General features: G+C 58.2%; 25 protein-coding genes. 4 read left to right on the forward strand and 21 right to left on the reverse strand.

Translation table 11 applies throughout. The features are described from left to right. Nucleotides 1–45: 45 nt before the first annotated feature. The 5 genes from FEZ62_RS12305 to FEZ62_RS12325 all read right to left on the reverse strand — a co-directional run bounded on the left by FEZ62_RS12305 (nt 46) and on the right by FEZ62_RS12325 (nt 3848). Nucleotides 46–273, reverse strand: a complete 228-nt coding sequence (locus FEZ62_RS12305; RefSeq protein ID WP_172927821.1) for a hypothetical protein — start codon at nt 271–273, stop codon at nt 46–48. Between the two features lie 10 nt (nt 274–283). Next, on the reverse strand, nt 284–1735 hold the full coding sequence (ccoN, locus tag FEZ62_RS12310; RefSeq protein ID WP_172927822.1) for a cytochrome-c oxidase, cbb3-type subunit I: 1452 nt from the start codon (nt 1733–1735) through the stop codon (nt 284–286). A 208-nt stretch (nt 1736–1943) separates the two neighbouring features. Then, a complete protein-coding gene (locus tag FEZ62_RS12315) occupies nt 1944–2645 on the reverse strand; it encodes an anti-sigma factor (RefSeq protein WP_172927823.1) in 702 nt (233 codons plus the stop codon). Next, on the reverse strand, nt 2642–3196 hold the full coding sequence (locus tag FEZ62_RS12320; protein WP_242454950.1) for a sigma-70 family RNA polymerase sigma factor: 555 nt from the start codon (nt 3194–3196) through the stop codon (nt 2642–2644). The genes FEZ62_RS12315 and FEZ62_RS12320 overlap by 4 nt, the downstream gene beginning before the upstream one ends. A 109-nt stretch (nt 3197–3305) precedes the next feature. Next, nucleotides 3306–3848 (reverse strand): DUF3455 domain-containing protein, encoded by a 543-nt coding sequence (locus FEZ62_RS12325; RefSeq protein WP_172927825.1) that lies wholly within the window; start codon nt 3846–3848, stop codon nt 3306–3308. Between the two features lie 253 nt (nt 3849–4101). Between FEZ62_RS12325 and FEZ62_RS12330 the strand changes: the two genes are divergently transcribed. The 3 genes from FEZ62_RS12330 to FEZ62_RS12340 all read left to right on the forward strand — a co-directional run bounded on the left by FEZ62_RS12330 (nt 4102) and on the right by FEZ62_RS12340 (nt 5791). Further along, nucleotides 4102–4284 carry a PLD nuclease N-terminal domain-containing protein gene (locus FEZ62_RS12330; protein ID WP_069901022.1) on the forward strand — a complete coding sequence of 61 codons (183 nt, stop codon included), beginning with the start codon at nt 4102–4104 and terminating at the stop codon, nt 4282–4284. A 37-nt stretch (nt 4285–4321) separates the two neighbouring features. Then, entirely contained in the window at nt 4322–4852 is a 531-nt protein-coding gene (locus tag FEZ62_RS12335; RefSeq protein WP_172927826.1) for a histidine phosphatase family protein, read from the forward strand. 270 nt (nt 4853–5122) lie between these two features. Then, nucleotides 5123–5791 (forward strand): TIGR04211 family SH3 domain-containing protein, encoded by a 669-nt coding sequence (locus tag FEZ62_RS12340; RefSeq protein WP_172927827.1) that lies wholly within the window; start codon nt 5123–5125, stop codon nt 5789–5791. A gap of 727 nt (nt 5792–6518) precedes the next feature. On the opposite strand, the gene FEZ62_RS12345 is transcribed toward FEZ62_RS12340, so the two are convergent. From FEZ62_RS12345 to FEZ62_RS12365, 5 genes are all read right to left on the reverse strand, one after another. Further along, nucleotides 6519–7670 (reverse strand): acyl-CoA dehydrogenase family protein, encoded by a 1152-nt coding sequence (locus tag FEZ62_RS12345; RefSeq protein WP_172927828.1) that lies wholly within the window; start codon nt 7668–7670, stop codon nt 6519–6521. 54 nt (nt 7671–7724) lie between these two features. After that, nucleotides 7725–8816, reverse strand: a complete 1092-nt coding sequence (locus FEZ62_RS12350; protein ID WP_172927829.1) for an enoyl-CoA hydratase/isomerase family protein — start codon at nt 8814–8816, stop codon at nt 7725–7727. 2 nt (nt 8817–8818) lie between these two features. Beyond that, nucleotides 8819–9712, reverse strand: coding sequence for a 3-hydroxyisobutyrate dehydrogenase (mmsB, locus tag FEZ62_RS12355; protein ID WP_172927830.1), 894 nt, complete (start codon nt 9710–9712; stop codon nt 8819–8821). A 57-nt stretch (nt 9713–9769) separates the two neighbouring features. Next, nucleotides 9770–10543, reverse strand: a complete 774-nt coding sequence (locus FEZ62_RS12360) for an enoyl-CoA hydratase (protein WP_090512785.1) — start codon at nt 10541–10543, stop codon at nt 9770–9772. Between the two features lie 62 nt (nt 10544–10605). Beyond that, nucleotides 10606–12117 carry a CoA-acylating methylmalonate-semialdehyde dehydrogenase gene (locus FEZ62_RS12365; protein WP_172927831.1) on the reverse strand — a complete coding sequence of 504 codons (1512 nt, stop codon included), beginning with the start codon at nt 12115–12117 and terminating at the stop codon, nt 10606–10608. A gap of 180 nt (nt 12118–12297) precedes the next feature. Here FEZ62_RS12365 and FEZ62_RS12370 point away from each other — a divergent pair, with 180 nt between their 5' ends. Further along, nucleotides 12298–13203: a LysR family transcriptional regulator gene (locus tag FEZ62_RS12370; RefSeq protein ID WP_172927832.1), complete on the forward strand. Its 906-nt coding sequence runs from the start codon at nt 12298–12300 to the stop codon at nt 13201–13203. On the opposite strand, the gene FEZ62_RS12375 is transcribed toward FEZ62_RS12370, so the two are convergent. From FEZ62_RS12375 to ccoG, 11 genes are all read right to left on the reverse strand, one after another. Then, nucleotides 13200–14105, reverse strand: coding sequence for an allantoinase PuuE (locus FEZ62_RS12375; protein WP_172927833.1), 906 nt, complete (start codon nt 14103–14105; stop codon nt 13200–13202). The genes FEZ62_RS12370 and FEZ62_RS12375 overlap by 4 nt on opposite strands. A 46-nt stretch (nt 14106–14151) precedes the next feature. Beyond that, entirely contained in the window at nt 14152–15024 is an 873-nt protein-coding gene (locus tag FEZ62_RS12380; protein WP_172927834.1) for a MurR/RpiR family transcriptional regulator, read from the reverse strand. A gap of 31 nt (nt 15025–15055) precedes the next feature. Beyond that, the gene (locus FEZ62_RS12385; protein WP_172927835.1) at nt 15056–16291 is read right to left on the reverse strand and encodes a cysteine desulfurase-like protein; all 1236 of its coding nucleotides are present in this window, start codon (nt 16289–16291) and stop codon (nt 15056–15058) included. 19 nt (nt 16292–16310) lie between these two features. Then, a complete protein-coding gene (locus FEZ62_RS12390) occupies nt 16311–17045 on the reverse strand; it encodes an amino acid ABC transporter ATP-binding protein (RefSeq protein WP_274600630.1) in 735 nt (244 codons plus the stop codon). After that, nucleotides 17042–17719, reverse strand: a complete 678-nt coding sequence (locus FEZ62_RS12395) for an amino acid ABC transporter permease (protein WP_069900996.1) — start codon at nt 17717–17719, stop codon at nt 17042–17044. Before FEZ62_RS12395 ends, FEZ62_RS12390 begins: the two co-directional genes overlap by 4 nt. 66 nt (nt 17720–17785) lie before the next feature. Next, nucleotides 17786–18562, reverse strand: a complete 777-nt coding sequence (locus FEZ62_RS12400) for a transporter substrate-binding domain-containing protein (RefSeq protein ID WP_069900994.1) — start codon at nt 18560–18562, stop codon at nt 17786–17788. Nucleotides 18563–18891: 329 nt separating this feature from the next. Next, the gene (locus FEZ62_RS12405) at nt 18892–19902 is read right to left on the reverse strand and encodes an NAD(P)-dependent alcohol dehydrogenase (RefSeq protein WP_172927840.1); all 1011 of its coding nucleotides are present in this window, start codon (nt 19900–19902) and stop codon (nt 18892–18894) included. A gap of 78 nt (nt 19903–19980) precedes the next feature. Further along, nucleotides 19981–21015, reverse strand: a complete 1035-nt coding sequence (locus FEZ62_RS12410) for an NADP-dependent oxidoreductase (protein WP_172927842.1) — start codon at nt 21013–21015, stop codon at nt 19981–19983. Between the two features lie 181 nt (nt 21016–21196). Then, on the reverse strand, nt 21197–21781 hold the full coding sequence (locus FEZ62_RS12415) for a TetR/AcrR family transcriptional regulator (RefSeq protein WP_150548616.1): 585 nt from the start codon (nt 21779–21781) through the stop codon (nt 21197–21199). 82 nt (nt 21782–21863) lie between these two features. Continuing rightward, nucleotides 21864–23273, reverse strand: a complete 1410-nt coding sequence (gene mapR / locus FEZ62_RS12420) for a GntR family transcriptional regulator MpaR (RefSeq protein WP_172927880.1) — start codon at nt 23271–23273, stop codon at nt 21864–21866. Between the two features lie 66 nt (nt 23274–23339). Beyond that, entirely contained in the window at nt 23340–24755 is a 1416-nt protein-coding gene (gene ccoG, locus FEZ62_RS12425; RefSeq protein WP_172927845.1) for a cytochrome c oxidase accessory protein CcoG, read from the reverse strand. Nucleotides 24756–24858 lie beyond the last annotated feature (103 nt).

The raw sequence follows: 24858 nt of genomic DNA on the forward strand, positions 1-24858 counted from the left end.
TAAAGACACCGCAGGTACCATCCCTGGTTATGGAACTGTTGCGTGTTAAGCGTCAAAGAAATCGCCGTGTTCGAGCTCTGTTTCAGCGACGGGGTTGAACACATGATCACAATGCAGGCCGGTTTTCGCTTCTACGCGTTTGGCAGCATCGGGATCGTCAGCAAACGGTAGCAAGCCCGCTTGTATCAACTCCTCGTCATTGTTCAGGTAAAGACTGCGATACAAGCCCCAGACTGAAATCACGCTGGCGATACAGATAATCAACAGGTGCATGGTTGTCTCCTCAGGCCACTGCCGGTTCGTGAGCGGCATCGATGCGCAGGTTTTCCACGGCGTGCCCAGCACGGATGGTCATCCAGGCGTTGAAAGCCATCAGCAGCATGCCGCTGGCGAAAATTCCGCCGCCGATCAGGCGCACCAAGTAGCCGGGGTGACTGGCTTGCAAGCCCTCAACGAATGAATAAGTCAGCGTGCCATCGGCGTTTACTGCACGCCACATCAAACCTTGAGTGATGCCATTGACCCACATGGCCGCCAAGTACAGCACGGTGCCAATGGTTCCCATCCAAAAGTGCACGTTGATAAGCCGGACGCTGTACATCTGGCTGCGCCCATACAGCTTGGGCAGCATGTGATACAGCGCGCCAATGGAGATCATCGCGACCCAACCCAGAGCTCCAGCATGCACGTGGCCAATGGTCCAGTCTGTGTAATGCGAGAGCGAGTTGACGGTTTTAATCGCCATCATCGGCCCTTCAAACGTCGACATGCCGTAGAACGCCAAGGCCACCACCAGGAAGCGCAAAATCGGGTCTTCGCGCAATTTATGCCACGCCCCTGAAAGCGTCATCATGCCGTTGATCATGCCGCCCCAGCTGGGCGCCAACAACACCAGCGACATGGCCATGCCGATAGACTGCGCCCAATCGGGCAGTGCGGTGTAATGCAGGTGGTGCGGGCCAGCCCAAATGTACAGGGTGATAATTGCCCAAAAATGCACAATCGACAGGCGATAGGAATAAATGGGGCGCTCGGCTTGCTTGGGCACGAAGTAATACATGATGCCGAGAAAGCCTACGGTCAGAATAAAGCCGACCACGCTGTGGCCATACCACCACTGAATCATGGCATCGGTGGCGCCGGAGTAAACCGAGTAGGATTTGAACAGGCTTACCGGAACAGACATGTGATTGACCACATGCACCATGCCCGTGACGATGATGAAGGCGCCAAAGAACCAGTTGCCGACGTATATGTGCTTAACCTTTCTACGCGCAATCGTGCCAAAGAATAAGTAGCCATAAGCCACCCAGACCACTGCAACTAAAATCGCAATCGGCCATTCCATCTCGGCGTATTCCTTGGACGTGGTAATGCCCAGCGGATAGCTGATGACCATTGCCAGAATGCAGGCCTGCCAGCCCCAGAATACAAAGCGGGCCAGGCCATCGGAAATAAGCCTGATCCTGCTGGTGCGCTGCACCACATACAGCGAGGTGGCAAACAGCGCGCTGCCGCCAAAGGCAAAAATCACCACGTTGGTGTGAATCGGCCGCAGACGTCCGAAAGTCGTCCACTCAAGGCCGAAGCTCAGCTGCGGCCAGACCAGCTGGGCGGCGATAAACACGCCCATGAACATGCCGATAATCCCCCAGAACAAGGTGGCCAGAGTAAAACGTCTGACAACCTCGTAGTTATAGGATTGGTCAATTTGGGTACTGCTTTGAATAGGCATTTTAATCCGTCGCACGCAAAGGTTCTAAGGGCCTTGCCTTCGGCTTTTGGTGAGGTAGTTGGTAGTGCCGAAGGCCTGAGACGGTCGTTTCAGGCCATGCGCAAGGGCTAGACGGATAGTGTGCGGGTTACGGATAGAATCATCCAATGAATGATATTGGCTTATAAGTGCATTTTTATTGATATTAAATACTGGGCTCGAGGGAGAACTAAATCACCTTAACGGCGCGGCCAATAAACTGGATCGGGCCAGTCGGTTTGCCTGTTGGTGAACCGGTCGGGCTCTCCAGCGTTAGCTCGAACAATTGGTTGGGCGCCAAGGGCGGTAGCTTGTCCAGCGAGATCGACAAGCTTTGCCCCGGCGTCACCAGACCCAGCGAAACCGGCGCTTGCCAGTCATCCCCTTTGGTCCAGAACTGCAGGGCTTTGTCTTGCGGGATTTCTGCCACCCCTAACGGAATCAGCTGAATTTCCTCGCGGTTACTGGCTTGAACCACCCAGCCCGGCGCTTTGTCTTGCGGGGCAACCAGCACCACCAGATAACTCGGCTCACTCACCGCCGCGCCGCGCAGCATCAGCACGCTGGCCAGAACCACGCTGGCAGCGATGCCGGCACCGGCGAGGCCGCGCCAGAGTGGCAGCATGTTCCACCACGATTGAGTGTTTGACTGCGCAGGGGTTTGCCTGCGGGCACTGTTAACGCTGCGTTCGATCCGCCGCCACAACAGCGGCGAAGGTTGTTGGCTTTCAGCTTGCGCGGTGAGGTCGAGCAAACGCTGTTCCCACGCGTCCACGGCCGCGCGCAACTCAGGCTCGCTGGCCAGGCGCTGGCGTACCTCGTCGCGTTGTTCGGCGCTGAGCGTGCCGAGCACGTATTCACTGGCCAGTTCGTCGATTGCTTGCGGGCTCATCCCATGCACTCCCGCAGGGCCGAAAGGCTGCGCTTGATCCAGGCTTTGACGGTGCCTAACGGGGCGCCCAGTTTCGCGGCGATTTGCGCATGCGAATAGCCGTCAACGTAGGCATGCAGAATGCAGTTGCGGCGCGCCGGTTCGAGCAGGTCGAGGCAGTTGTAGATTCGTCCGCTGTGTTCACGGTATTCAAAGGAATCGGCGATAACCGTTGCCGAGTCGTCGGGCAGAGCGTTTTCGTCAAGCTCGCTGGCCGAGGCATTGCGGGCGTTATCGCGCATGAAATTAAGCGCCAGATGGCGGGTCACGCTGAATATCCAGCCACGGGCGGAGCCTCTCGATGCATCATAGCTGGCCGCACGCGCCCAGATTTTGATGAACGCATCATGCACGATGTCTTCAGCCAGAGCAGTGTCGCGCACGATGCGCAGAGCCACGCCGAGTAGGCGGGCACTTTCCTGATCGTATAGGTTGTGCAGCGCTTGCTGCTCGCCTCGGGCGCAATCAGCTAAACACGCTTCGTAGTCGAAGGAAGGCTCAGGTACGGACAATAGTTTCGGGCGCCGGCAGTCTTTGGATACCCCAGCCTGTTCGGCCGGGGAGGTGTCTGAGCAGATTAGCCGAGTTTGCACCGTGCGTAACCTGCTCATGTCTACCAGCTTAGCTGGCGGTCCAGAAAATGTAGTCGGCCTGATACTTGACGATTTCCTGGCTGCCCTTGTTGGCGGTGGTGCACGGCTTGCTCGGCGCTACGCCGCCCTTGATAGCAACGCGCTGGATATAGCTGACGCCACTCATTGCGCCCTTGCCCTCGGCAGGATTGGCTTTGACCAGCTGGTAGGGAATGTTGCCATCGCCCGCAGGCGCGACAGCCATTTGTGTGCCGGTGATTTTCGAGCCGTCTTTGGCCTGCCATGTGGCTGGTGGGCCGAAATAGTCGCCAACCTGTTTGCCGCTGCGATCATTCAACGCCGCTTTTGGCCCGACAAATACCCACTCGGTTTCGCCTGCGGCACTGGCCTTGTCGCGGCACTCATAGGTAATTTCGCCGACGCCTACTGTTTCCAGCGCAATTTTATTGCCGGCGGGGACCTTAATGGTTTCTGGCAGGTCCATTTGTGCATAGGCGGTCGAAGTACCAACCAACAGGCTGCTGGCGATGAGGGTGATACTGGCAAGGCCGAGATTCTTTTTAACGTTCATGCGAGTCACTCCAGAGTGGCAAAAGGAGCAGCAAATTAGTGGCTGCTACTGGTACTACCCGCCAGAGCGGCAATTGGATGCAGGCAAAAGAAAATATTTTTTTGCAGCGCTCCAGATTGATGCCACATCCGCCACCAAAGTTGTCCGGAAGGTGCGAACAGGCCGCTTCTGAAGAGTTGTCAGTCAACTGCGACGTGTGTTTGGTCGTAGCCGTCTATTCTCTAAATTCAAACCAAGAGCCAGGAGTATTCAAATGGGATCGGAAATCATCGGGCTGATAATCCTCGCGCTGGATATCTGGGCGATTATCAACATCGTTAAAAGCAACACGGACACTGGCAAGAAAATCTTGTGGGCGTTACTCGTCCTGTTCCTTCCGGTAGTCGGTTTGATTATCTGGGCGCTGATGGGGCCTCGGGGGAATGTTAAGGTCTAGCGTCTGGGGGCGATTCGCGGCGCTTGTTTTGTGCTGCGTGTGCGCCCCCGCAAGTTTTGCTCAAACCACTGTTGAAGCGGCATGGCAACAACTGCGTAGCGGGTCTGCGCTGCTGTTGCTGCGCCATACAGATGCGCCGGGGCTTGGCGATCCGGCCAACTTTAGCCCTGGCGATTGCTCCACTCAGCGAAACTTGAGCCCGCTTGGCCGTGAGCAAGCCGCGCACTGGGGCAGGTTGTTGCAGCAGCAGGGCATAGCGCCGCTGCGTATTCTTTCCAGCAGTTGGTGCCGCGCGATTGATACCGGTAAAGGCATGCAGGCGGGTAAGGTCGAGACGCTGCAAGCGCTCGATTCGTTTTTTACCGAGCGAGACAACGCAAACCGTCAAACCCAGGCGCTTATTGCCCAGATCAACGCTCTTGAGCGCAGCCAGCGGCTGGTGCTGATTTCCCATCAGGTCAACATCACAGCCCTTAGCGGCATCTATCCGGCGTCTGGCGAGGGGCTGATTCTGGCTTTGCCACTCACCCAGCCACCCACGGTGCTGGCGCGCATCGCGGCGCCCTGAGTCGAGCGCTTTGAAGTACGTTCAGCGTAAACCTGCAAATCCGCTGTTTTGCGCCACCCATCACATGCACTGAATCCGCAGTGAACTCAATCCAATTTACGGTTGTCAGTCTGTAGTCGGCCTCGCGGAAGGGGGATGGCCAGTCGCCATTTGGTGGCTGCGCGATCGCCGTTCTTCACAACGCTCAATGCCTAAAACAAATGGCCGGGCCGATTGTTATCACGCTCGTTTTTCGGGCTTCATTTTTAAGCTACGTGAAGATATTTACCCATGTCCCTATCTCGTCATTTCTCCGCTTGCGTCTCCTCCTTCCAGAAACCTGTACTCGGCGCCTGCTTGCTAGGCGGCTTGCTGATGGGCGGTACCCAGGCACAAGCCGAGGAGAGCAATGACAATGCACGCTGGGTCAGTGACAGCCTCAGTACCTACGTTCGCAGCGGCCCCACGGATGGCTACAGGATTGTCGGAACACTCACCTCGGGTGAACGCGTCGAACTGCTCAACACCAAAGGTGATTACAGCCAGGTCCGCGGGCAGAGTGGCAGCACCGTGTGGATTCCGAGCCGCGACCTGCAAGACGTACCGGGCCAGGCCGAGCGCCTGCCGATGTTGGAGCAGAAGGTCACCGAGTTGAGCACAGAGCTGGACGGGATCAACGAGACCTGGAAAACCCGCGTCAAAGGCATGCAAGAGACGATGGACTCACGCAAGAAACTGATTGATGAGCTGCAAGCCGCGCGTTCATCGCTGGACAGCGAATTGACTCAGGCGCAGTCGCAAGTGCGTGAGTTGCAGGCGCAACTCGGCGGCGAAAACAAACAAGTGCTCATGCAGTACATGATCTACGGCGGCAGCATCGCCGGCGGTGGATTGTTGGCCGGTTTGATCTTGCCGACGATGTTGCGCGTGCGCCGCAAGCGTAATGATCAGTGGGTTTGATGCCTCAGCGGTGACGTTTTAACCGGTGGTTGGAATCCGCAACGCGGCTTCCGACATGACGGTCAGACGGTTTGATCCGTGATTTGTGCGGTTGGGTGAATGGTCTGACGGATCGCGGCTCTTTGCTTCGCCATCCATCCTCCGGTTTTGTGTGGGTTGCGTGGGTTGGGTGGTTTTGGTTTTGTGGTTGCGGAGGTTGGAATCCGCAACGCGGCTTCCGACATGGCGGTCTGACGGTTTGATCCGTGATTGTTGGGGGGCGTGTATGGCCTGACGGATCGCGGCGCTTCGCCATCCATCCTCCGGTTTTGTGCGGGTTGCGTGGGTTGGGTGGTTTTGCGGGTTTTGGCTTTGTGTTTGCGGAGGTTGGAATCCGCAACGCGGCTTCCGACATGACGGCCTGACGGTTTGATCTGTGATTGGTGGGGTGGCGTGAATGGCCTGACGGATCGCGGCGCTTCGCTTCGCCATCCATCCTCCGCATATACGTGGGGTTTGTGGGTTGGGTGGTTTTGCGGCGTTTCGGTTTGGTTGCGGAGGTTGGAATCCGCAACGCGGCTTCCGACATGACGGCCTGACGGTTTGATCCGTGATTGGTGGGGTGGCGTGTATGGCCTGACGGATCGCGGCGCTTTGCTTCGCCATCCATCCTCCGGATATACGTGGGGTTTGTGGGTTGTGTGGATTGCGGCGATTGGGCCGCAATCCTTTCTTCGACTCTGCGGTTTTAAATGCCGTAATTCGCCAATTCTCTTGCGATCAACAGGCGCTGCACTTCGCTGGTGCCTTCGTATATCTGCGTGATGCGGGCGTCGCGGTAATATTTCTCTACCGGATAATCTTCCAGATAACCGTAGCCACCATGTATCTGTACGGCGCTGGAGCAAACCTTTTCGGCCATCTCCGAGGCAAACAACTTGGCTTGCGAGGCTTCGGATAAACACGGCAAGCCTGCGGTCTTGAGACGCGCTGCATGCAGGATAAGCAGCCGTGCGGCGTTGAGTTGCAGATGCATGTCGGCGAGCATGTTACTGATGCTTTGATGCTCGCTAATCGGTTTACCGAACTGGGTGCGTTCACGCGCATAGAGCAGGGCGGCTTCGAATGCGGCGCGGGCGATACCCAATGCCTGGGCCGCGATACCGATGCGTCCACCTTCCAGATTCGACAAGGCAATGGCCAGGCCTTTGCCGCGTTCGCCGAGCAAGTTGGCGGCCGGGATACGGCAATCAGTCAGCGTCACCGCGCAGGTGTCCGAGGCCTTGATGCCCATTTTGTGTTCTGTACGCTCAACGCAGAATCCGGGCGTATCCGTCGGCACCAGAAATGCCGATAAGCCTTTCTTGCCCAGCTCTGCATCCGTTACCGCAAACACGATTGCCAGTTGCGCACGCTTGCCGTTGCTGACGAATTGCTTGGCGCCGTTAAGCACCCATGCTTCGCCTTGCAGTTCGGCGCGGGTGCGCAGGTTGTGCGCCTCGGAACCGGCCTGGGGTTCGGTCAGGCAGAAGCAGCCAATGGCTTTACCGCTGGCCAGATCAGCCAGCCAGGTTTGTTGCTGCTCGGTGCTGCCGTATTTAAGCAGCGGCCCGCAGCCCACCGAGTTGTGGATGCTCATCAGCGCGCCCACAGCGCCATCGCCAGCTGAGATTTCCTCAACCGCCAGCGCGTAGGCAACGAAGTCGATGTAACTGCCGCCCCATTCTTCGGGCACCACCATGCCGAGCAAGCCAAGCTCGCCCATTTGCGTGACCAGTGCGTCGTCGATCCAGCCGGCTTTTTCCCAGGCTTGTGCATGGGGCGCGATTTCGCGGCGGGCAAAGTCACGGGCCATGTCGCGGATCATCCGCTGGTCTTCTGTGAGTTCGAGGTCGTGCATCACATTTCTCTCTTGTTCTACTGTGCTGCGAATAAACCTGAAGCGCTGCGCGAGCTATGCCTTGGCAGTGCGTGCGGCGTTCTTGTGGGTTGCCTGGGGGCTGAAAAAGCCATCGACCCAGTTCGGGTCAATTTCATCGAGTGTGGCGGGGTTCCAGCGTGGTTGTCTGTCCTTGTCGATAATCAACGCGCGAACGCCTTCCATGATGTCGCCCTTGTCGAACCACTGATCACCCAAATGCAGTTCCATGGCAAAGCACTCGGCAATTTTCAGTTGGCGACCACGACGCAGCATTTCCAAAGTCACGCTCATGGCCATTGGCGAGCGCTGCTCGAAAATCTCAAGCGTGGCCTGTGCCCAGGCTGTGTAGGGTTCGCGCGACTCATTGCGCAGCGCAGTGCGCATAGACGGCAGATCGGGCAAGGCAAAGACCTGATCAATAACCGCCTGCAGACCCTGCAACTCGGGCGCTGGCAGCTTATTTACCGCGAGTGTGGCGATCAGGCTGCGCAGGGCTTCGCGGGGATGATTGGACCACTGCATGTTGTCGAGGCAGCGGTCGAACTCCTCCAGCATGCTGGCGGGCAGGCAATAGTCGGCGAGCCGGGCATATAGCGCATCCTGAGCGCGGACTTGCAGGCCGGTAACGCCCAGATAAGTGCCCAGTTCACCCGGCAGACGCGACAGGAAATAGCTGCCGCCGACATCCGGGAAATAGCCGATTGCGGTTTCCGGCATGCCCATTTTTGTGCGCTCGGTGATCACCCGCAACGTGGCGCCCTGAACCAGGCCCATGCCGCCACCGAGTACCAATCCGTCCATCAGGGCGACCACGGGTTTCGGATACGCGTGAATCACCTGATCGAGTACATACTCTTCTGCGAAGAATACTTCGTGCTCGGTTTCACCGGCCTTGACGCTGTTGTAGATGGCCCGTACATCGCCCCCGGCGCAGAAGGCTTTTTCACCGTTTGCGCGGATCACTACCGCGAGCACATTCGGGTCGTTTTTCCAGGCCTCGAAGCGTTCGGCCAACAGGCGCACCATCGGCAGCGTCAGTACGTTCAGGCCGTCCGGACGGTTGAGTGTCAGATGGCCAATGCGGTTGCGTACTTCGGCCAAAACCGGTGCCTGTGCATCATTCATATTCAACCCTCTTGCTTGCTGTACAGCTTGATGATGGCAGAGAAGTCCAGGCCGCCATTACCTTGCTGGCTGAAGGTTTGATAAATCTGCTGGGCTGCTGCGCCAAGCATCACCGGTTGGCGGGCTTGCTTCGCCGCCTCGGTGGCAAGGCCCAGATCCTTGAGCATCAAGTCTGTGCCGAAACCGCCGGTATAACCGCGTGAAGCCGGCGCCGTTTCGATGACGCCGGGGAATGGGTTGTAAGTGTCGGTGCTCCAGCAACGGCCACTGGAGGTGTTGATAATCCCGGCGAGGACTTTCGCGTCCATGCCCAGCGACACGCCCAGATTCATCGCTTCGGCGGCGCCGATCATCGAAATCCCCAGCAGCATGTTGTTGGCGACCTTGGCCACTTGGCCGTTACCGGCGCCGCCGCAATAAACGATGTTCTTGCCCATGGCCGCGAGAATCGGTTGCGCGCGATCAAAGTCGGCCTGCTCGCCGCCGACCATAAAGGTCAGGGTGCCTGCTGCTGCGCCGCCTGTGCCGCCGGATACCGGCGCATCGAGCATCGGATTACCGTGCTTGACCGCAGCGCCCGCCACTTCACGGGCGCTGATCGGGTCGATGGTTGAGGAGTCGATCAGCAACACGCCGGCTTTGACATGGGCCAGCAGGCCGTCTTCGCCAAGGTACACAGCCTTCACGTGTTGCGAGGCCGGGAGCATGGTGATGATCACTTCGCAGTCGCCCTTGGCCATCTCGGCTGGCGAGCCGACAGCGCTAGCGCCCGCTTCGACAAGGTGCTCGACCGAGGCTGCAACGAGGTCGAATACACTCAGTTGGTGGCCCGCTTTCAGCAGGTTGAGGGCCATTGGCCCACCCATGTTTCCCAGACCCAGAAAGCCGATTTTCATGATCGTTACCTCTTGATATTGTTGTTATCGGAACGCTGCCAGCAGCGTTTTAACTGTTCAGCGGTGTTTGAATTCGGGCGCTCGCTTGGCGACAAAGGCGTTCATGCCTTCTTTCTGATCGGCGCTGGCGAAGATGCCCTGAAACACCCGGCGCTCGAAACGCACGCCTTCACTGAGGCTGGTCTCGAAAACGCGATTGATACATTCCTTGGTCAGCAGCACGCTTGGCAGCGATTTTTCAGCAATGCCCTGCGCCAGCTTCAAGGTTTCTTCAAGCAGCGTATCGGCTGGGAAAATCCGCGCGACCAGACCGGCACGCTCGGCTTCTTCGGCGTTCATCATGCGCCCGGTCAGGCACATGTCCATGGCTTTGGCTTTGCCCACGGCGCGGGTTAAGCGCTGGCTGCCACCAATGCCCGGCAGCACGCCGAGATTGATTTCCGGCTGACCGAAGCGGGCGTTGTCGGCGGCGTAAATCAGGTCGCACATCAGCGCCAGTTCGCAGCCACCGCCCAAAGCGTATCCGCCAACTGCCGCGATCAGCGGTTTACGCCGCGCCGCGATGCGGTCGGCCGGGCCAAACAAATCGTCCAGATAAGTCTGCGGGTAGCTGAGTTCAGCCATTTCCTTGATGTCGGCGCCAGCAGCGAAGGCTTTGGCCGAACCGGTAATGACCATGCAGCCAATATTCGGGTCTTGCTCAAGCTGATCGAGTGCGAGATTGACTTCGCGTACCAGCTCACTGTTCAAGGCGTTGAGCGCTTGTGGCCGGTTAAGAGTGATCAGGCCAACTCGGCCCTGGATGTCCAGCAGGATGGTTTCGAATTGCACGCGATAACTCCTGTTCAGCAGATGGCAAAAGGGCGGCTGTATTCACACAGCCGCCCAGCAGATTACTTGAGGGTGATGGTGGTGTTCACCGTCGAGCCTGTTTCATCCTCATCAAACCAGCGCTGCGTAACGGTTTTGGTTTGTGTGTAGAACTGCACCACTTGTTTGCCGTAAGGCCCCAGATCGCCGAGTTTGGAGGCGCGTGAACCGGAGAACGAGAACAGCGGTACAGGCACTGGAATCGGCACGTTGATGCCGACCTGACCTACATCAATGTCTTCCTGGAAGCGTCGTGCAGATGCGCCCGAACGGGTGAAGATAGCGGTACCGTTGCCATTCGGATTAGCGTTGATGATGTCGATGGCTTCATCCATGGTCGCCGCGTTGATGATGCACAGCACGGGGCCGAAAATTTCTTCGCGGTAGATGCTCATCTCGGGGCTGACGTTGGTGAAGATGGTCGGGCCGACAAAGTTGCCGTTGGCGTAACCGGCAACCTGCGGATTGCGACCGTCAAGCGCCAGCGTTGCGCCTTCTTGCTCGCCGGTGGCGATCAGGCTGCTGATACGGTCCAGCGCCGCGCACGACACCACAGGGCCAACATCGGTGCCGGCTTCGGCGCCCGCATTGACCTTCAGTGTCTTGGTCTTTTCGATCAGTTCCGGCACCCACTTCTGCGCCTCACCGACCAGAATCACCACGCTCAAGGCCATGCAACGCTGGCCTGCGGCGCCGAATGCTGCACCGAGCAGGTTGTTCAGGGTTTGTTCTTTATTCGCGTCCGGCATGATGATCGCGTGGTTCTTCGCGCCCATCATGCACTGCGCGCGCTTGCCGTTTTGCGTGGCGCGGTTGTACACATGGGTGCCGACTTTGGTTGAGCCGACGAACGACACCGCTTTGATATCGGGGTGATCGCAAATCATGTTCACCACGTCCGCGCCGCCGTGCACCACGTTAAGCACACCGGCTGGCACGCCCGCTTCCATGGCCAGTTCGGCCAGACGCATGGTCACCATTGGGTCTTGCTCGGAAGGCTTGAGGACGAAGGTATTGCCGGTGGCGATGGCCATCGGGAACATCCACAGCGGAATCATGGCCGGGAAGTTGAACGGCGTGATGCCGGCGCACACGCCAAGCGGCTGGTTCAGGGTGTAGGTGTCGACGCCGTTGGCGACGTTATTCGCCAATTCGCCGAGTTGCAGGTTACCGATGGCCGAGGCGTGCTCGACCACTTCGAGGCCGCGGAATACATCGCCTTCGGCATCCGGCAGGGTCTTGCCTTGTTCGGCGGTAAGAATGGCCGCCAGTTCCTGCATGTTTTCGCGGATCAGTTGCTGGTACTTGAGGAAGATTCGCGCCCGCGCGCCAATCGGGGTCTTGCGCCAGGTCTTGAAGGCTTCCTTGGCGCTGGCAACTGCCGCATTCATCTCGTCTGGCGTGGCAAACGGTACGCGGGCCAGGACTTCCTGAGTGGCAGGGTTGACGATGTCGCGCCACTGGCTGGTCTTGGACTCGACCAGTTTGCCGTCGATGAGCAGCTGGACGGTAGGCACTTGAGTAGTCGTATTCATTGTTGTTATGACTCCTGTAGAAAACAGCGCAGAGGTAATTGTTCTCAAAGCAGGTGCTACCTCAACAGCCAGCGGTGCAGTGAGAGGTCTTGAGTTGATCCTAGCAGCGCGTTTTTACCCGTATCAATTGGCATATCTGCACTGCTATTCTGCGTTTTTGCACAGTTAGGCGTAGTCGGCATGGATTGGGACAACCTGCGTTACTTCCTTGAACTCTCCAGAACGCGCAAGTTAACGGCGGCAGCGCGGCGTTTGGAGGTCGATCACACCACTGTTTCGCGGCGTATCCAGGCGCTGGAGAAAAGCCTCGGTGCCCAGCTTTTTACCCGCGAAACCAGTGGTTACAGCCTCACAGAAGCAGGGCGCAGCCTGTTGCCACAAGCGGAGGCGATGGAAAGCGCGTGCTCGGCGATTGAGCGCGAGCGCGAAGAGCAAACCGAAATGCTCTCCGGCCATGTGCGCATTGGCGTCACCGAGGGCTACGGTTCGGTCATGCTGGCGCCGCAGCTCGCCGAATTTACCCAGCGTTATCCGCACCTGGGGATTGATCTGCTTGCGGTGCCGAGAACCATGCACTTGTCGCGGCGCGAAGCCGATATCGTGATTACTCTGGATCGCCCGGAGCGCGGGCCGTTCATCATTACCCGGCTGACCGATTACGTGTTGCGTCTGTACGCCTCGCCGAGTTATTTGCAGGCGCATGCGCCGATTACCAGCCGCGAAACCCTGCGCAGCCATCGGTTTGTCAGCTATATCGACGACCTGCTCTACAGCAAAGAATTGTTCTATCTGGATGAAATCGGCAAGCCGTTGCAGGTGTCACTGCGCAGCACCAGTATTCTGGCGCAGCAACAGGCGGCTGCGGCGGGGGCGGGGATTGCGATTTTGCCGGCGTTTGCGGCGGAGGCCGATCCGCGATTGCAGCCGATTCTCAGCGATAGCATCGAATTCACGCGCACGTTCTGGATGCTCATGCCGATTGAGCTGAAGGATATTGCGCGGATGAAAGCCACCTGGACCTATCTGCGCGAGATGGCCGACTCCCAGCAGGATCTCCTGCTGGGGCGGGCATCCGAGCGCTTTTAGCGGGGTTCGCTGCGCTCAAGCCAGGCGCGGGCAATTTCCTCACGCGTGGCAAACCAGACGCCGCTGTTCTGCAGGGCGTACTCGATGAATTGCTTGATCGCGCGTACCCGACCAGGGCGCCCGACCATGCGCGGGTGCAAACCGATCGACATCATGCGCGGGCCATCGGCGGACTCTTCATAGAGCACGTCGAAGCTTTCCTTCATGTACTCAAGAAAATCCGAGGCTTGCGACAAACCCGGTGAGTTCCAGTAGCGGAAGTCGTTAACGTCGGCGGTGTAGGGCACCACCAGATGCTGCTTGCCTTCGACGTCGACAAAGTACGGTACGTCATCATTGTAGGCGTCTGAGTCGTAGAGGAAACCGCCTTCCTCGGCGACCAGTTTGCGCGTGTGAACGCTGGCGCCGTAACGGCAATACCAGCCCACCGGACGCTTGCCGCAAGTGCGCTCGAACGATTCAATCGCCAGGCGCATGTGCTCGCGCTCTTGTTCTTCGGTTAAGCGGAACACTTCTTCCCAGCGATAACCGTGGCTGCAAATCTCGTGGCCTCCGTCGACTGCGGCGCGGGCGACGTCTGGGTTTTGCTCGAACGCGACGGCGCAGGCGTGGAAGGTGGCGCGCACTGACTGCTCATCGAGAATGTCGAGAATCCGCCAGATGCCTACGCGCGAGCCGTATTCGTACATCGACTCCATAGCCAGATTGCGCGTGCCGTCGGGGATCGAATAGCTGCCCCATTCGGTCATCGATTCCTGATCCGGATCGCCCATCGCAAGTGAGCGCTCGGAGCCTTCTTCGTAATTAATGACCAGGCTGATGGCCAGTCGGGCGCCATTGGGCCAGGTGCCTTTTGGGCGTTGTCTGCCGTAACCAATCAAATCGCGTGCAGGTGAAACCATCGGGGCAGTCTCCGGAGCCAGTGGCTCAATCAATAGGGTTAAGTTGTTAGCAGTCGATGTCTTCGAGGCGTTCATGGCTGAGCGAGCCGTTGATTTGCCACTCTCGAAATGCCAGACCCATGGCTAAGGTTTGCGCCACGCAGAACGAGGCTGTCAGCGAGCGGAAGCCGAGCAGTTCAGCGTCACTTACGACAATCACGGTATCGGCCATCTGGCCAATGGGGCTCAGCACCGAGTCACTGATGACCACCAGCTTGACCCCGCGCTCGGTGGCCTGTCGGCACGCCTCAATGGTGTCCTGCGCGTAGGGCGGAAAGCTCACTGCAATCAGCAGGTCGTCGGTGGCAACCGCACTGATTTGTTCGGGCAATGTGCCGCCAGCGCCACTGATGTGCACGGAACGCCGGCCGACACGGCTGAGCGCGTAGCTGAGATAGGCCGCCACCGGAAACGCCCGGCGCAGGCCGATCACAAACGTAGTGCGAGCCGTTTGCAAGTGGGCAATCGCCGCTTCGATATTGGCCTGTTCGCCACCCTCGGCCAGGTGTTCGAGGGAGACGATATTGGCCTGGCTGAATTCACGCAGAATACCGCCGACATCGCTGGGGTCTTCGAGCAGTTTTTCGCCGCCGTAGTGACGAATCCGCTCACTGTAATGGGTGTCTGCGGCCTGTTGCAGCGGCGCACGAAACAGCCGCTGCAAATCCTTGTAGCCGGCAAAACCCAGCGCCTGAGCCAGGCGAATGTAAGCCGATGGCGCAATATTCGAGCGCTTGCCCAGCTCGGCCACTGTGGTCAATGCAACCTCATGCGGGTTGTCGATCAGGTAGCGCGCGGCATCGCGCAAGCGTTCTGTCAGTTGCTCTTGTTGAGCCGTGATGGCGTCACGCAACTGCGCCAGGTTTTCCGGTAAGGCCATAAGTCAGGCTCGTTCAGGTTGAGAGGTGCGCTTAGCGCAGCGAATCAATGGCTTGATCCAGCGCCATTATGAGTCGGTCAACCTCATCGAGGGTGTTGTAATGTGCCAGCGATACGCGCACCACGGCGCCGTATTGGCTCAAGCCCAGCGCTTCGATCAGGCGGCGGGCATAAAAGTCACCAAAACGGATGCCGATGTTGTGCGCATCGACCTGACGCACGATGGCTTCGGACTGCATGCCCTCAACCACGAAGCTGATGGTGGGCACACGGTCTTGCGTGTCGGGCTTGCCGATAATGCGCACGCCCGGGCATTCGCGCAGAAAGCCCAGCAGACGTTTGGCGAGCAAATCTTCCTGCACTTCAAAGGCATCAAAGGCGGCTTGCATACGCTCGCGCTCGCTGCCGGTTGCGCCGATCTTGTCGGCGACATCGAGCAGATAGTCGGTAATACCGATGCAGCCGAACGACAGCTCATAGTTGACGTTGCCAGGTTGCAGTTTGTACGGCACAACATCCTGACCAATGAAGAAGTGGTTCAGGCTCGGAAGTTCCAGCAGCAATTCACGACGGCCCCAGAGCACGGCGAAGTGCGGGCCGAAGGTTTTGTAGAAGCTGTAAACGTAGTAATCAGCGCCGCTGGCTTGCACATCAACCAGGCGGTGCGGCGCGTAGGCAACCGCATCGACGCAAAGTTTGGCGCCGGCGGCGTGAACCAGCTTGGCAACTTCGGCCACTGGGTTGACCGAGCCGAGAATATTCGAGGTGTGGGTCATGGCCACATAACGGGTGTTGCTGTTGAGCAGTGCTTTCAGGTCGGCCAGTTCCAGCTCGCAGGTGTCGAGGCTGACTTCCCACACGCGCAAGGTCGCGCCGGTCGCTTCACACAGTTTGATCCACGGGCCGATGTTGGCTTCGTGGTCGCAGTTGGTGACGACAATTTCATCGCCTGCGCCCAGCGACGGCGCCAGTGCGCGGCAGAGAATCTGCAGCAGGTGGGTGGTCGAGCCGCCCATGATGACTTCTTCAGGGTGAGCGGCGTTGATCAGTTGCATCACCGAATGCCGCGCCTGCATCACGCGCGCGCCGGCATCCACCGAAGGCTGATACGAGGCACCCAATTGCACGCTGCTGTTGAGCAGGTAGTCGCTTATACGCTCGGCAACTTGCTTGAGCACCATCGAGCCGCCGGCGTTATCCATGTAGGCGTAACCGCTGGCAAGGCCCGGAAATTGTGCGCGAACGTAGTCAATATCAAGAGCTTTCAAGGTGTTCTCCTGGCAGAAATCAATGATGCAAAATGGCTTGCAGGAACGCTTGGGTGCGAGGTTCCTGTGGCGCAGTAAAGAAAGGTTCCGGGGTGTTTTGTTCGACGATTTTCCCGCTTTCCATAAATATCACTCGGTCCGCAACGCGGCGGGCAAAGCCCATTTCGTGGGTAACCACGACCATGGTTACGCCAGAACGGGCAAGGTTCTGCATGACATCCAACACCTCGCCGACCATTTCCGGGTCGAGCGCAGAGGTTGGCTCGTCGAACAGAATGGCGCGGGGTTCCATCGCCATGGTGCGGGCGATAGCTACGCGTTGTTGTTGGCCGCCAGAGAGCTGGCTGGGGTATTTATGCGCGTGATCACCCATCCCGACCTTAATCAGCAGTTCTTTGGCGCGGGCCTGTGCGTCGCGCTTGCTGAGCTTGCGCACCCGAATCGGGGCGAGGGCGACGTTATCGAGTACGCTCAAGTGCGGATACAGGTTGAAACCCTGAAATACCATGCCGACTTCGCTGCGAATATCGGCCAGATTCGGGCCGTGTTCGACGCGTTCGCCCGCAACCAGAATGTCGCCGCCTTGATAGTCTTCAAGCAGATTGATGCAACGGATCAAGGTTGATTTACCTGAGCCGGATGGCCCGAGAATCACCACCACTTCGCCTTGCTCGACTTGCAGGTTGATATCGCTCAAGGCCTGGAAGTTGCCGTAGAACTTGTCGAGTTTGTTAATTTCGATCAGCGTGCTCATGCGGTCTTGCCTCCGGCTGCATTGCGTCGTTCAACCCAGCTGACCAACTGCACCAGTGGTAACAGCAACAGCAGGTACAAAATGGCCGCGCCTACCAGCGGCGTCGGGTTGGCGGCAAGCGCCTGGGCTTGCGTGGCTTGCTTGAGCAAATCAGGCATGGCCACAACCGAGGCCAGTGCGGTGTCTTTCATCACGTTGATGCAGTTGCTGGTCATCGGCGGCATGACGATGCGGATGGCCTGCGGCAGGATGACATCGCGCATGGTGTTGAAAAAGCTCATGCCTTGCGAGGCCGAGGCTTCAAACTGACCACGCGGAATGGCTTCAATGCCAGAGCGGAAAATTTCGGCGCTGTAGGCGCAGGAAACCAGTGACAGCGCAGCGGTGGCAGCGGCGAATGAAGACAACCGAATGCCAACGAAGGGCAGCGCGTAGTAAATCAGAACCAGCAACACCAGCAGCGGAATCGAACGCATGATGTCGATGTAGATCCGTGCCAGCGCCCGAATCGGGGCATACGAATACAGCCGCAGCAGGGCTAGCACCAAGCCGCCGGCCAGGCCGAGGATGATGCTGGTCACGCCGAGCAGAATGGTCACGCCCAAGCCGCGCATCATCAGTGGAAGCGACTCGACGAGCACGTTCCAGTTAAAAAATGTTTGTAACAGATCCATTAGCAACCTCGATCAAGGCGAGCGGCGAACTTGCGTCCGCCGCTTTCAAACCGGTACGTGCGTGGCTTACTTGAGCACCGCAGTAACCTTCACAGTGCTTGAGTCTTTGTCCGCTTCGGCGCCAAACCACTGTTGGTGGAATTTGCCCATGGTGCCGTCTTCTTTCATCTTGGAGATGATGTCGTTGACCTCGTCCGCCATTGCCCAGCCCTTGGCGTGCATCAGCGAGTAACGCTCGCCGGTAGGGATGCGCGCGACGACGCTGTATTGCGGCTTGTCTTTGATGTAGTACTGCAGCGCCGGAATGTCGCTGATGTAACCGTCGATGCGACCCGATGCCAGGTCGAGCATGGCCGGCGACAACCCTTCATAGCGCGAGACGTCGGCAAACTTGTATTCGCCTTTGTGCGTGCCTACCCACATATCGCCGGTTGAGCCGGTGTCTACGCCGACTACCTTGCCGTTCATGTCATCGAGGCTTTTCACCTTGGAGGTAGAAAGGGCGGTCAGCGACTGGTCGCTGTCGTAGTACGGTTGTGCGAAGGCGACCGACTCAAGACGCTTGGGCGTGATGGTGATCGACGAAATGGCGATATCTACGCGGTTGGATTGCACGGCGCTGAACAGGCCGTTGAATGGGATATTGATGAACTCGACAGTCTTGCCCGCGCGCTTGGCAACCTCTTTGACCACATCGACTTCAAAGCCGACGATGTCGCCTTTCTTGTCCTGAAATTCCCACGGTACGTTGCCGACGTTTGCACCTACAGTCCAGTCTGCAGCCCAGGTAGGCAGCGCAACTGCGGCTGTCATGAACATTCCCAACATTACTTTTGCTTTCATGTTTGCTCCCCGTTCACTGTTTTTTTTAGGTGGTCACCGCAACGTTTGCGGGCGACTTGGGAACTGAGACTAGGGCAATGAATTAAATAATTCAAATAATAATTTTATTGAATATTTCGCTCCATTAGAAGGCTTTGAACGTCCAAAATGGTGCATTCCTTCAAGCCCCGCAACCGCGTGTTTACACGCAGTCAAACGCATTGCTGCGCGTTGACGTGCGCCATCAAAGTGCGTGGGTAAATTGGGAAAACGCTGCCAGCGAAGGGCAGATATGCAAAGCCCGCGACTGTTGCAGCAGTCGCGGGCTTTGGGTAAAGCGTGTGCCGCCTTTAGATATCCAGACAGATCTTGCCGAAATGCTGATTGGATTCCTGATAGCGGAACGCCTCGACAATTTCACTCAGTGGAAAGTGACGGTCGATAATCGGGTGCATACCGTTGGCATTGATCGCCCGCACCATGGCTTGCTGCTGGGCACGGCTGCCGACCAGAACACCTTGCAGGCGCAGTTGCTTGATCAGCGCAGGGACGAATGCCAGATCACCGGTGACTCCGCCGAGAATGCCAATGACCGAGATTTGCCCTCCAACGCGGGCAGCTGCCATGGATTGCTCCAAAGTTGCCGGGCCGCCGACATCAATGACGTGATCAACTCCATAGCCGCCCGTAAGCGCAAGCGCGGTTTCGCCCCACTTCGGGTCTTTGCGGTAGTTGATGACATGGTCGGCGCCAAGGTCGCTGAGGCGCTTGAGCTTTTCATCGCTGCTGGAGGTGGCGATAACCGTTGCGCCGGCCATCTTGGCGAACTGCAGGGCGAAAATCGAAACGCCACCAGTGCCCTGAATCAGCACGGTATCGCCCGGCTGCAAAGCGCCGTCGTCCATGAGCGAACGCCATGCAGTGAGGCCGGCGGTGGTCAGTGTGGCCGCTTCTGCGTGGCTCCAGCCGTTTGGCGCAAGGGTGAACGAATTGACGCTGGCAGTTACCTGCTCGCGGGCATAGCCGTCGATGCCATCGCCCGGCACCGTTGTGAATCCAAGCACATGCGGCCTGCCGTCAACCCACTGGGGGAAGAAGGTACTGACCACGTTGTCGCCTACTTTAAACTCATCAACGCCCGCGCCAACCGCAGTGACAACACCCGCGCCATCGGCCATGGGAATGCGATCTTCGGTCGGGCCCCAAACGCCGCTGACAACGGCGAAGTCGTGGTAATTGAGCGAGTTGGCGTGCAGGCGCACGCTGATTTCACCGGCTTGCGGGGCGCGTACTTCACTGTCGCGCTCAACAACTTTGTCGTAGCCGCCACCGGCTTCGACGTAAATGGTTTTATTGCTCATGATAATCCTTGATCAGGCAGGGCTGGCTGCGCAGGGCAGTCCAGCCGTGAGTGGGTGTGTCGCGTGCCAATGCGGGATTTATTCCTCGCCGACCTGTACCACCAATTTGCCGAAGTTCTTGCCTTCGAGCAGACCGATAAAGGCTTGCGGGGCGTTCTCCAGTTCGCTGACACGGTCTTCCAGGAACTTGACCTTGCCTTCGCTGAGCCAGGTGCTCATGTCTTTGGCGAACTCGTCGTAACGGTGAGCGTAGTCATCAAAAATAATGAAGCCCTGAACCTTCAGGCGCTTGGTCAAAATAGCCCGGGTCAGCTGGGGCAGACGGTCAGGGCCGTTGGCCTGGGCGGTCAGGTTGTAGTGGGAAATCAGGCCGCACACCGGCATCCGCGCGCTGGTGTTGAGCAACGGCAACACCGCTTCAAACACCTTGCCGCCGACGTTTTCAAAGTAGACGTCGATGCCTTTCGGGCAGGCTGCTTTCAGCTGTTCGGCGAAGTCATCGCTGTGATGGTCGATGCAGGCATCGAAGCCAAGTACTTCAACGGCATGCCGACATTTCTTGGCGCCACCGGCAACACCCACCACGTGGCAACCTTTGATCTTGCCGATCTGGCCGACTGTTGCGCCCACCGGGCCAGTGGCTGCGGCGACGACCAACGTCTCGCCAGCTTTTGGCTGGCCGATATCGAGCAGGCCCATGTAGGCAGTAAAGCCGGGCATGCCGAGTACACCCAAGGCGTAGGAAGGATTGCTTGGATTGCTGCCCAGCTTGTTCAGGCCGGTGCCGTCGGAGATTGCGTAATCCTGCCAGCCGTTGGCCGAAAGCACCCAGTCACCTTCCTTGAAATCTGGATGACGCGAGGTTGCAACCCGGGAAACGGTGCCGCCACACATCGTCGCGTCTACTTCAACCGGTGCGGCGTAAGAGGGCGCATCACTCATGCGACCGCGCATGTACGGGTCGAGCGACATGTACACCGTGCGCAGTAAAACTTCGCCGTCTTTCGGCTCAGGGATTGGGTTCTGCTCAAGGCGGAAGTCGCTGGGTTTCGGCGCACCGTGTGGACGTGAAGCGAGAACGATTTGACGGTTAACGGTCTGGTTCTGGTTCATGCGGGCAGTCCTCTAATGAGTGATAAAAACTGACATTCAAGGTGTATTGAACCCAATAAAGCCTCGATGTTCAGTTTGACAATTAAACCGGGCCAGCCGGTTATGCAGTGATATAACTGAATGAAATAGACTGGTCGTCTAGCTCATGGGTGTAGCAAAACGGGTGCAGCAAAAGCTGCGGTCAGGTCATTAACATTTGGCGTGTGGTGAGCATGGCATGCTCAAGAAATACCGGTGTGCGCTGAATCTTGGTCAGCAAGCTTGCGCCCAGCCAAAGCGAATACAAAGCAGCAGCTGTTTGCTGCGGATCGGCCTGATTCATCGAACCATCCGCGTTGCCCGTCTCGATGCATTCGGTGATGCAAGCCACCACGCGGGCGGTGCCATCGCGTAGTGCCAGACGCATCGGCTCGGACAAATCAGCCACCTCGGCGCTTAGCTTCACCACCAGGCAACGCTGCTCGCCGGTGCCAGCGCTGTAACTGTCGAACCACCTCTGCCAGTAGCCCATCAGGCGTTCAGGCACAGGCTGTTCGGTAAGAGCAAAGCGGCCGCTCAACTCCTCGAGGTAGCGCTTGAAGTAGTCCTCCAGCAGCGCCTGACCGAATTGCTCTTTGGATTTGAAATAGTGATAGAACGAACCCTTGGGCACACCCGCTTCCTGCAGCAGCTCATTGAGCCCCACGCCGGAAAAACCTTTAGCCGCCATGACCCGGTGACCGGTGTCGAGAATGTGCTGGCGAGTGTCGTCTGTGGCTGTCTTCATGTGGTGCATCCTAAACCCGATTAGACCAGTCGTCTAGCTCCAATCTGCTCAACACGTTTCTGCGGTCATGCGCCGTAGCTATTCAAAACCTGCGAATCAGCCCGCCGAGTGTAGCCATGGCCGCCTCACATTGCGGGCTCCACGGGTGGCCGTAGTTGAGGCGGATGAAGTTGCCAAAGCCGCGGCTGGCAGAAAATATCGGCCCCGGCGCGAGGCTAATGCCTTCGTTCAGCGCTTGCTGGAACAGTTGCAGGGAGTCGACTTGCTTGGGCAGTTCGAACCATAAAAAGTAACCGCCGGTAGGTCGTGTTACCCGGCAGCCCGGGGGGAAGTGCCGCGCAGCCGAGGCGAGCATCGAGGCTTGCTGGGTTTCCAGGGCGTGGCGAAGTTTGCGCAGATGACGATCAAAACCGCCGTGTTGCAGGTAGTCGGCAATTGCCGCCTGTGCAGGCACCGAAGGAGAGATAGTGGTCATCAGCTTGAGTCGGCGAATCTGCTCAGCAAAACGCCCACCCGCTACCCAGCCGACCCGATAACCGGGAGCCAGGCATTTTGAGTACGAGCCGCAATGCATGACCAGCCCGTCGCGGTCATAGCTTTTGAGGGGCTTGGGCGGATTGGCGCCAAAGTACAGTTCGGCGTAAACATCGTCTTCAATCAGCGGCACTTGATGGCGCTGAATCAAGGTGTAGACGGCGGCCTTTTTGGCCTCGTTCATGCTCGCGCCCAGCGGGTTTTGCAGGCTGCTCATGAACCAGCAGGCTTTGATCGGCAATTCATCCAGGCGCTGGCTGAGGATGTCGATGTCGATGCCTTCACGCGGATGCACGGGAATTTCAACCGCCTTGAGTTTGAGCCGTTCGAGCACTTGCAGGGTGGCGTAAAACGCCGGGCTTTCGATGGCCACCAGATCGCCTGGCTGGGTGACGCATTGCAGGCACAGGTTCAGCGCTTCGAGTGCGCCGGTGGTAATCACCAACTGTTCGCGTTGCAGTGCGACGCCGCTGCCGCCGTATCGCAGGGCGATCTGCCGGAGCAGGTTGGGGTTGCCTTCGGTCATGTCGGCGATGACTTCATTTGGCGCCATGTCGCGCAGGCTTTGCGCCATTGAGCGGGCGAGTCGCGGCAGCGGGAATAGACTCGGGCAGGGAAACGCCGAGCCAAAAGGCACGGTGTCAGGATTTTTTAGAGAGCCCAGCACCGAGAAAACCAACTCGCTGACATCGACCTCGGTGCTGGTGGCAGCGGTCGCGCTGATGTCTGGTTCTGCGAGGGGTTGTTGGGCGAGTTCGCGGACAAAATAGCCGGAGCGGGCACGGGCGATAATCAGGCCCCGGCTTTCCAGCAAGTAATACGCTTGAAAAACCGTGGAGGCGCTGATGCCGTAAGTGCGACTGGCGTGACGCACCGAGGGCACTTTTTCACCTGCGGCGAGTACGCCGGTTCTGATCAGCTCGGCAATTTCGTCGGCAAATTTCTCGTAGCGTTTCATGCGGTCCTGTAAGTTCGGCGCAGTCGGTAACGACACTTTACTGACCGCGCCTGAACATGCGAACACTTACCGGTTCAGAGGCGCAACAAATGCGCTCTTGGCACGCACGTGGCTGGCAATATCGTCGCTGTCGCTGACCGCAAAGTAGATCGGCACTGAGCTGCGTTCAGGCCTGTCGGCCAGCATAACCACGCTAACGGGGACATCGAGAATTTCACCCGGCTCAAGGCTTACTTGTTGTTGGCCGTTGAGCGCGAAGTCCGGCGAGTCGACCAAGGCAATTGCATAGTCGCGGGCTTGCTGGGTTTTGTTGATGACCTTGAGTACATAAATGTTCTCGATCTGGCCCTGACTGTTCTCGCGGAACAAACCGCGATCCTTGTGCACGTCCAGCGCAATCAGATCACGCTGCTCAAGGCCCCAGGCAAATGCGCCGAACATGACCAGCAAGGTGGCGGCATAGGCCACGAGGCGAGGGCGCAAGAAGCGAGTCTGGCCACCGGCCAATGCACGCTCGGAGGTGTAGCGGATCAGGCCGCGGGCATAGCCCATTTTATCCATCACGCTGTCGCAGGCATCAATGCACGCGCCGCAACTGATGCAGTCGAGTTGCAGGCCATCGCGGATGTCGATGCCGGTCGGGCACACCTGCACGCACACGGTGCAGTCAATGCAGTCGCCGAGCCCTGCGGCTTTTGGATTGATTTCTTTTTTGCGCGCGCCACGGTTTTCGCCGCGCCTGGCATCGTAGGTCACGAGCAAGGTGTCGCTGTCGAACATCACGCTCTGAAACCGCGAATAGGGGCACATGTCGCGGCAGACCTTTTCCCGCAGCCAGCCGGCATTCAAGTAGGTGGCGGCGGTGAACAGAAACAGCCAGACGCTTTCGCTGGTGCTCAGGTTGAAGCTGATAAGGTCGTGACTGAGCGCGCGTATCGGGGTGAAATAGCCGACGAATGCCAGCGCGGTCAGCAGGCTGACGCCAAGCCATAAGCCATGTTTGCTGGTGCGGCGCAGCAGTTTATTAATTGACCAGGGCGCGTTATCGAGTTTGATCCGCTGATGGCGCTCGCCTTCGGTGAAGTGCTCGATGCGCATGAACACCCAGGTCCAGACGCTTTGCGGGCAGGTGTAGCCGCACCACACGCGCCCGGCGAATACGGTGATGAAGAACAGGCCGAACGCCGCGATGATCAGGATGGCCGAGAGCAGCACGAAGTCTTGCGGCCAGAAGGTGGCACCGAAAATATGGAATTGGCTTTTGCTCAGGTCCCAAAGCACGGCTTGGCGACCGTTCCAGTTGAGCCAGGCCGTGCCGAAGTACAGCACGAACAAGGCCCCGGCCCCGTAAAGGCGCAGCGAGCGATAGAGCCCGGTGAAACTGCGGGTGTGAATTGCGCCTCCCGCCATGGCCGGCGTCTGGCGCAATGGGCTGGAGGAAGTTGCGGGTTCGATAAGTGTTGCGGGGATGCGCTCGCTCACGTCATGAGCCTCGTCTGGTTTTATCAGGCGAGCGCATGATCAGGTTGCGAGGTGTTTTATAACAGGCTCAGTTTTTTGTAAAAAAAGCATATCAGCCGGACGC

The sequence above is a fragment of the Pseudomonas sp. MS19 genome (assembly GCF_013277615.1).
In the GTDB taxonomy this organism is placed as follows: domain Bacteria; phylum Pseudomonadota; class Gammaproteobacteria; order Pseudomonadales; family Pseudomonadaceae; genus Aquipseudomonas; species Aquipseudomonas marincola.

Excerpts from the sequence above, each read along its gene's own strand:
- FEZ62_RS12305 (WP_172927821.1), bottom strand. The coding sequence starts at position 273 with ATGCACCTGTTGATTATCTGTATCGCCAGCGTGATTTCAGTCTGGGGC.
- ccoN (WP_172927822.1), bottom strand. The coding sequence starts at position 1,735 with ATGCCTATTCAAAGCAGTACCCAAATTGACCAATCCTATAACTACGAG.
- FEZ62_RS12315 (WP_172927823.1), bottom strand. The coding sequence starts at position 2,645 with ATGAGCCCGCAAGCAATCGACGAACTGGCCAGTGAATACGTGCTCGGC.
- FEZ62_RS12325 (WP_172927825.1), bottom strand. The coding sequence starts at position 3,848 with ATGAACGTTAAAAAGAATCTCGGCCTTGCCAGTATCACCCTCATCGCC.
- FEZ62_RS12330 (WP_069901022.1), top strand. The coding sequence starts at position 4,102 with ATGGGATCGGAAATCATCGGGCTGATAATCCTCGCGCTGGATATCTGG.
- FEZ62_RS12340 (WP_172927827.1), top strand. The coding sequence starts at position 5,123 with ATGTCCCTATCTCGTCATTTCTCCGCTTGCGTCTCCTCCTTCCAGAAA.
- FEZ62_RS12345 (WP_172927828.1), bottom strand. The coding sequence starts at position 7,670 with ATGCACGACCTCGAACTCACAGAAGACCAGCGGATGATCCGCGACATG.
- FEZ62_RS12350 (WP_172927829.1), bottom strand. The coding sequence starts at position 8,816 with ATGAATGATGCACAGGCACCGGTTTTGGCCGAAGTACGCAACCGCATT.
- mmsB (WP_172927830.1), bottom strand. The coding sequence starts at position 9,712 with ATGAAAATCGGCTTTCTGGGTCTGGGAAACATGGGTGGGCCAATGGCC.
- FEZ62_RS12365 (WP_172927831.1), bottom strand. The coding sequence starts at position 12,117 with ATGAATACGACTACTCAAGTGCCTACCGTCCAGCTGCTCATCGACGGC.
- FEZ62_RS12370 (WP_172927832.1), top strand. The coding sequence starts at position 12,298 with ATGGATTGGGACAACCTGCGTTACTTCCTTGAACTCTCCAGAACGCGC.
- FEZ62_RS12375 (WP_172927833.1), bottom strand. The coding sequence starts at position 14,105 with ATGGTTTCACCTGCACGCGATTTGATTGGTTACGGCAGACAACGCCCA.
- FEZ62_RS12380 (WP_172927834.1), bottom strand. The coding sequence starts at position 15,024 with ATGGCCTTACCGGAAAACCTGGCGCAGTTGCGTGACGCCATCACGGCT.
- FEZ62_RS12390 (WP_274600630.1), bottom strand. The coding sequence starts at position 17,045 with ATGAGCACGCTGATCGAAATTAACAAACTCGACAAGTTCTACGGCAAC.
- FEZ62_RS12395 (WP_069900996.1), bottom strand. The coding sequence starts at position 17,719 with ATGGATCTGTTACAAACATTTTTTAACTGGAACGTGCTCGTCGAGTCG.
- FEZ62_RS12400 (WP_069900994.1), bottom strand. The coding sequence starts at position 18,562 with ATGAAAGCAAAAGTAATGTTGGGAATGTTCATGACAGCCGCAGTTGCG.
- FEZ62_RS12405 (WP_172927840.1), bottom strand. The coding sequence starts at position 19,902 with ATGAGCAATAAAACCATTTACGTCGAAGCCGGTGGCGGCTACGACAAA.
- FEZ62_RS12410 (WP_172927842.1), bottom strand. The coding sequence starts at position 21,015 with ATGAACCAGAACCAGACCGTTAACCGTCAAATCGTTCTCGCTTCACGT.
- FEZ62_RS12415 (WP_150548616.1), bottom strand. The coding sequence starts at position 21,781 with ATGAAGACAGCCACAGACGACACTCGCCAGCACATTCTCGACACCGGT.
- mapR (WP_172927880.1), bottom strand. The coding sequence starts at position 23,273 with ATGAAACGCTACGAGAAATTTGCCGACGAAATTGCCGAGCTGATCAGA.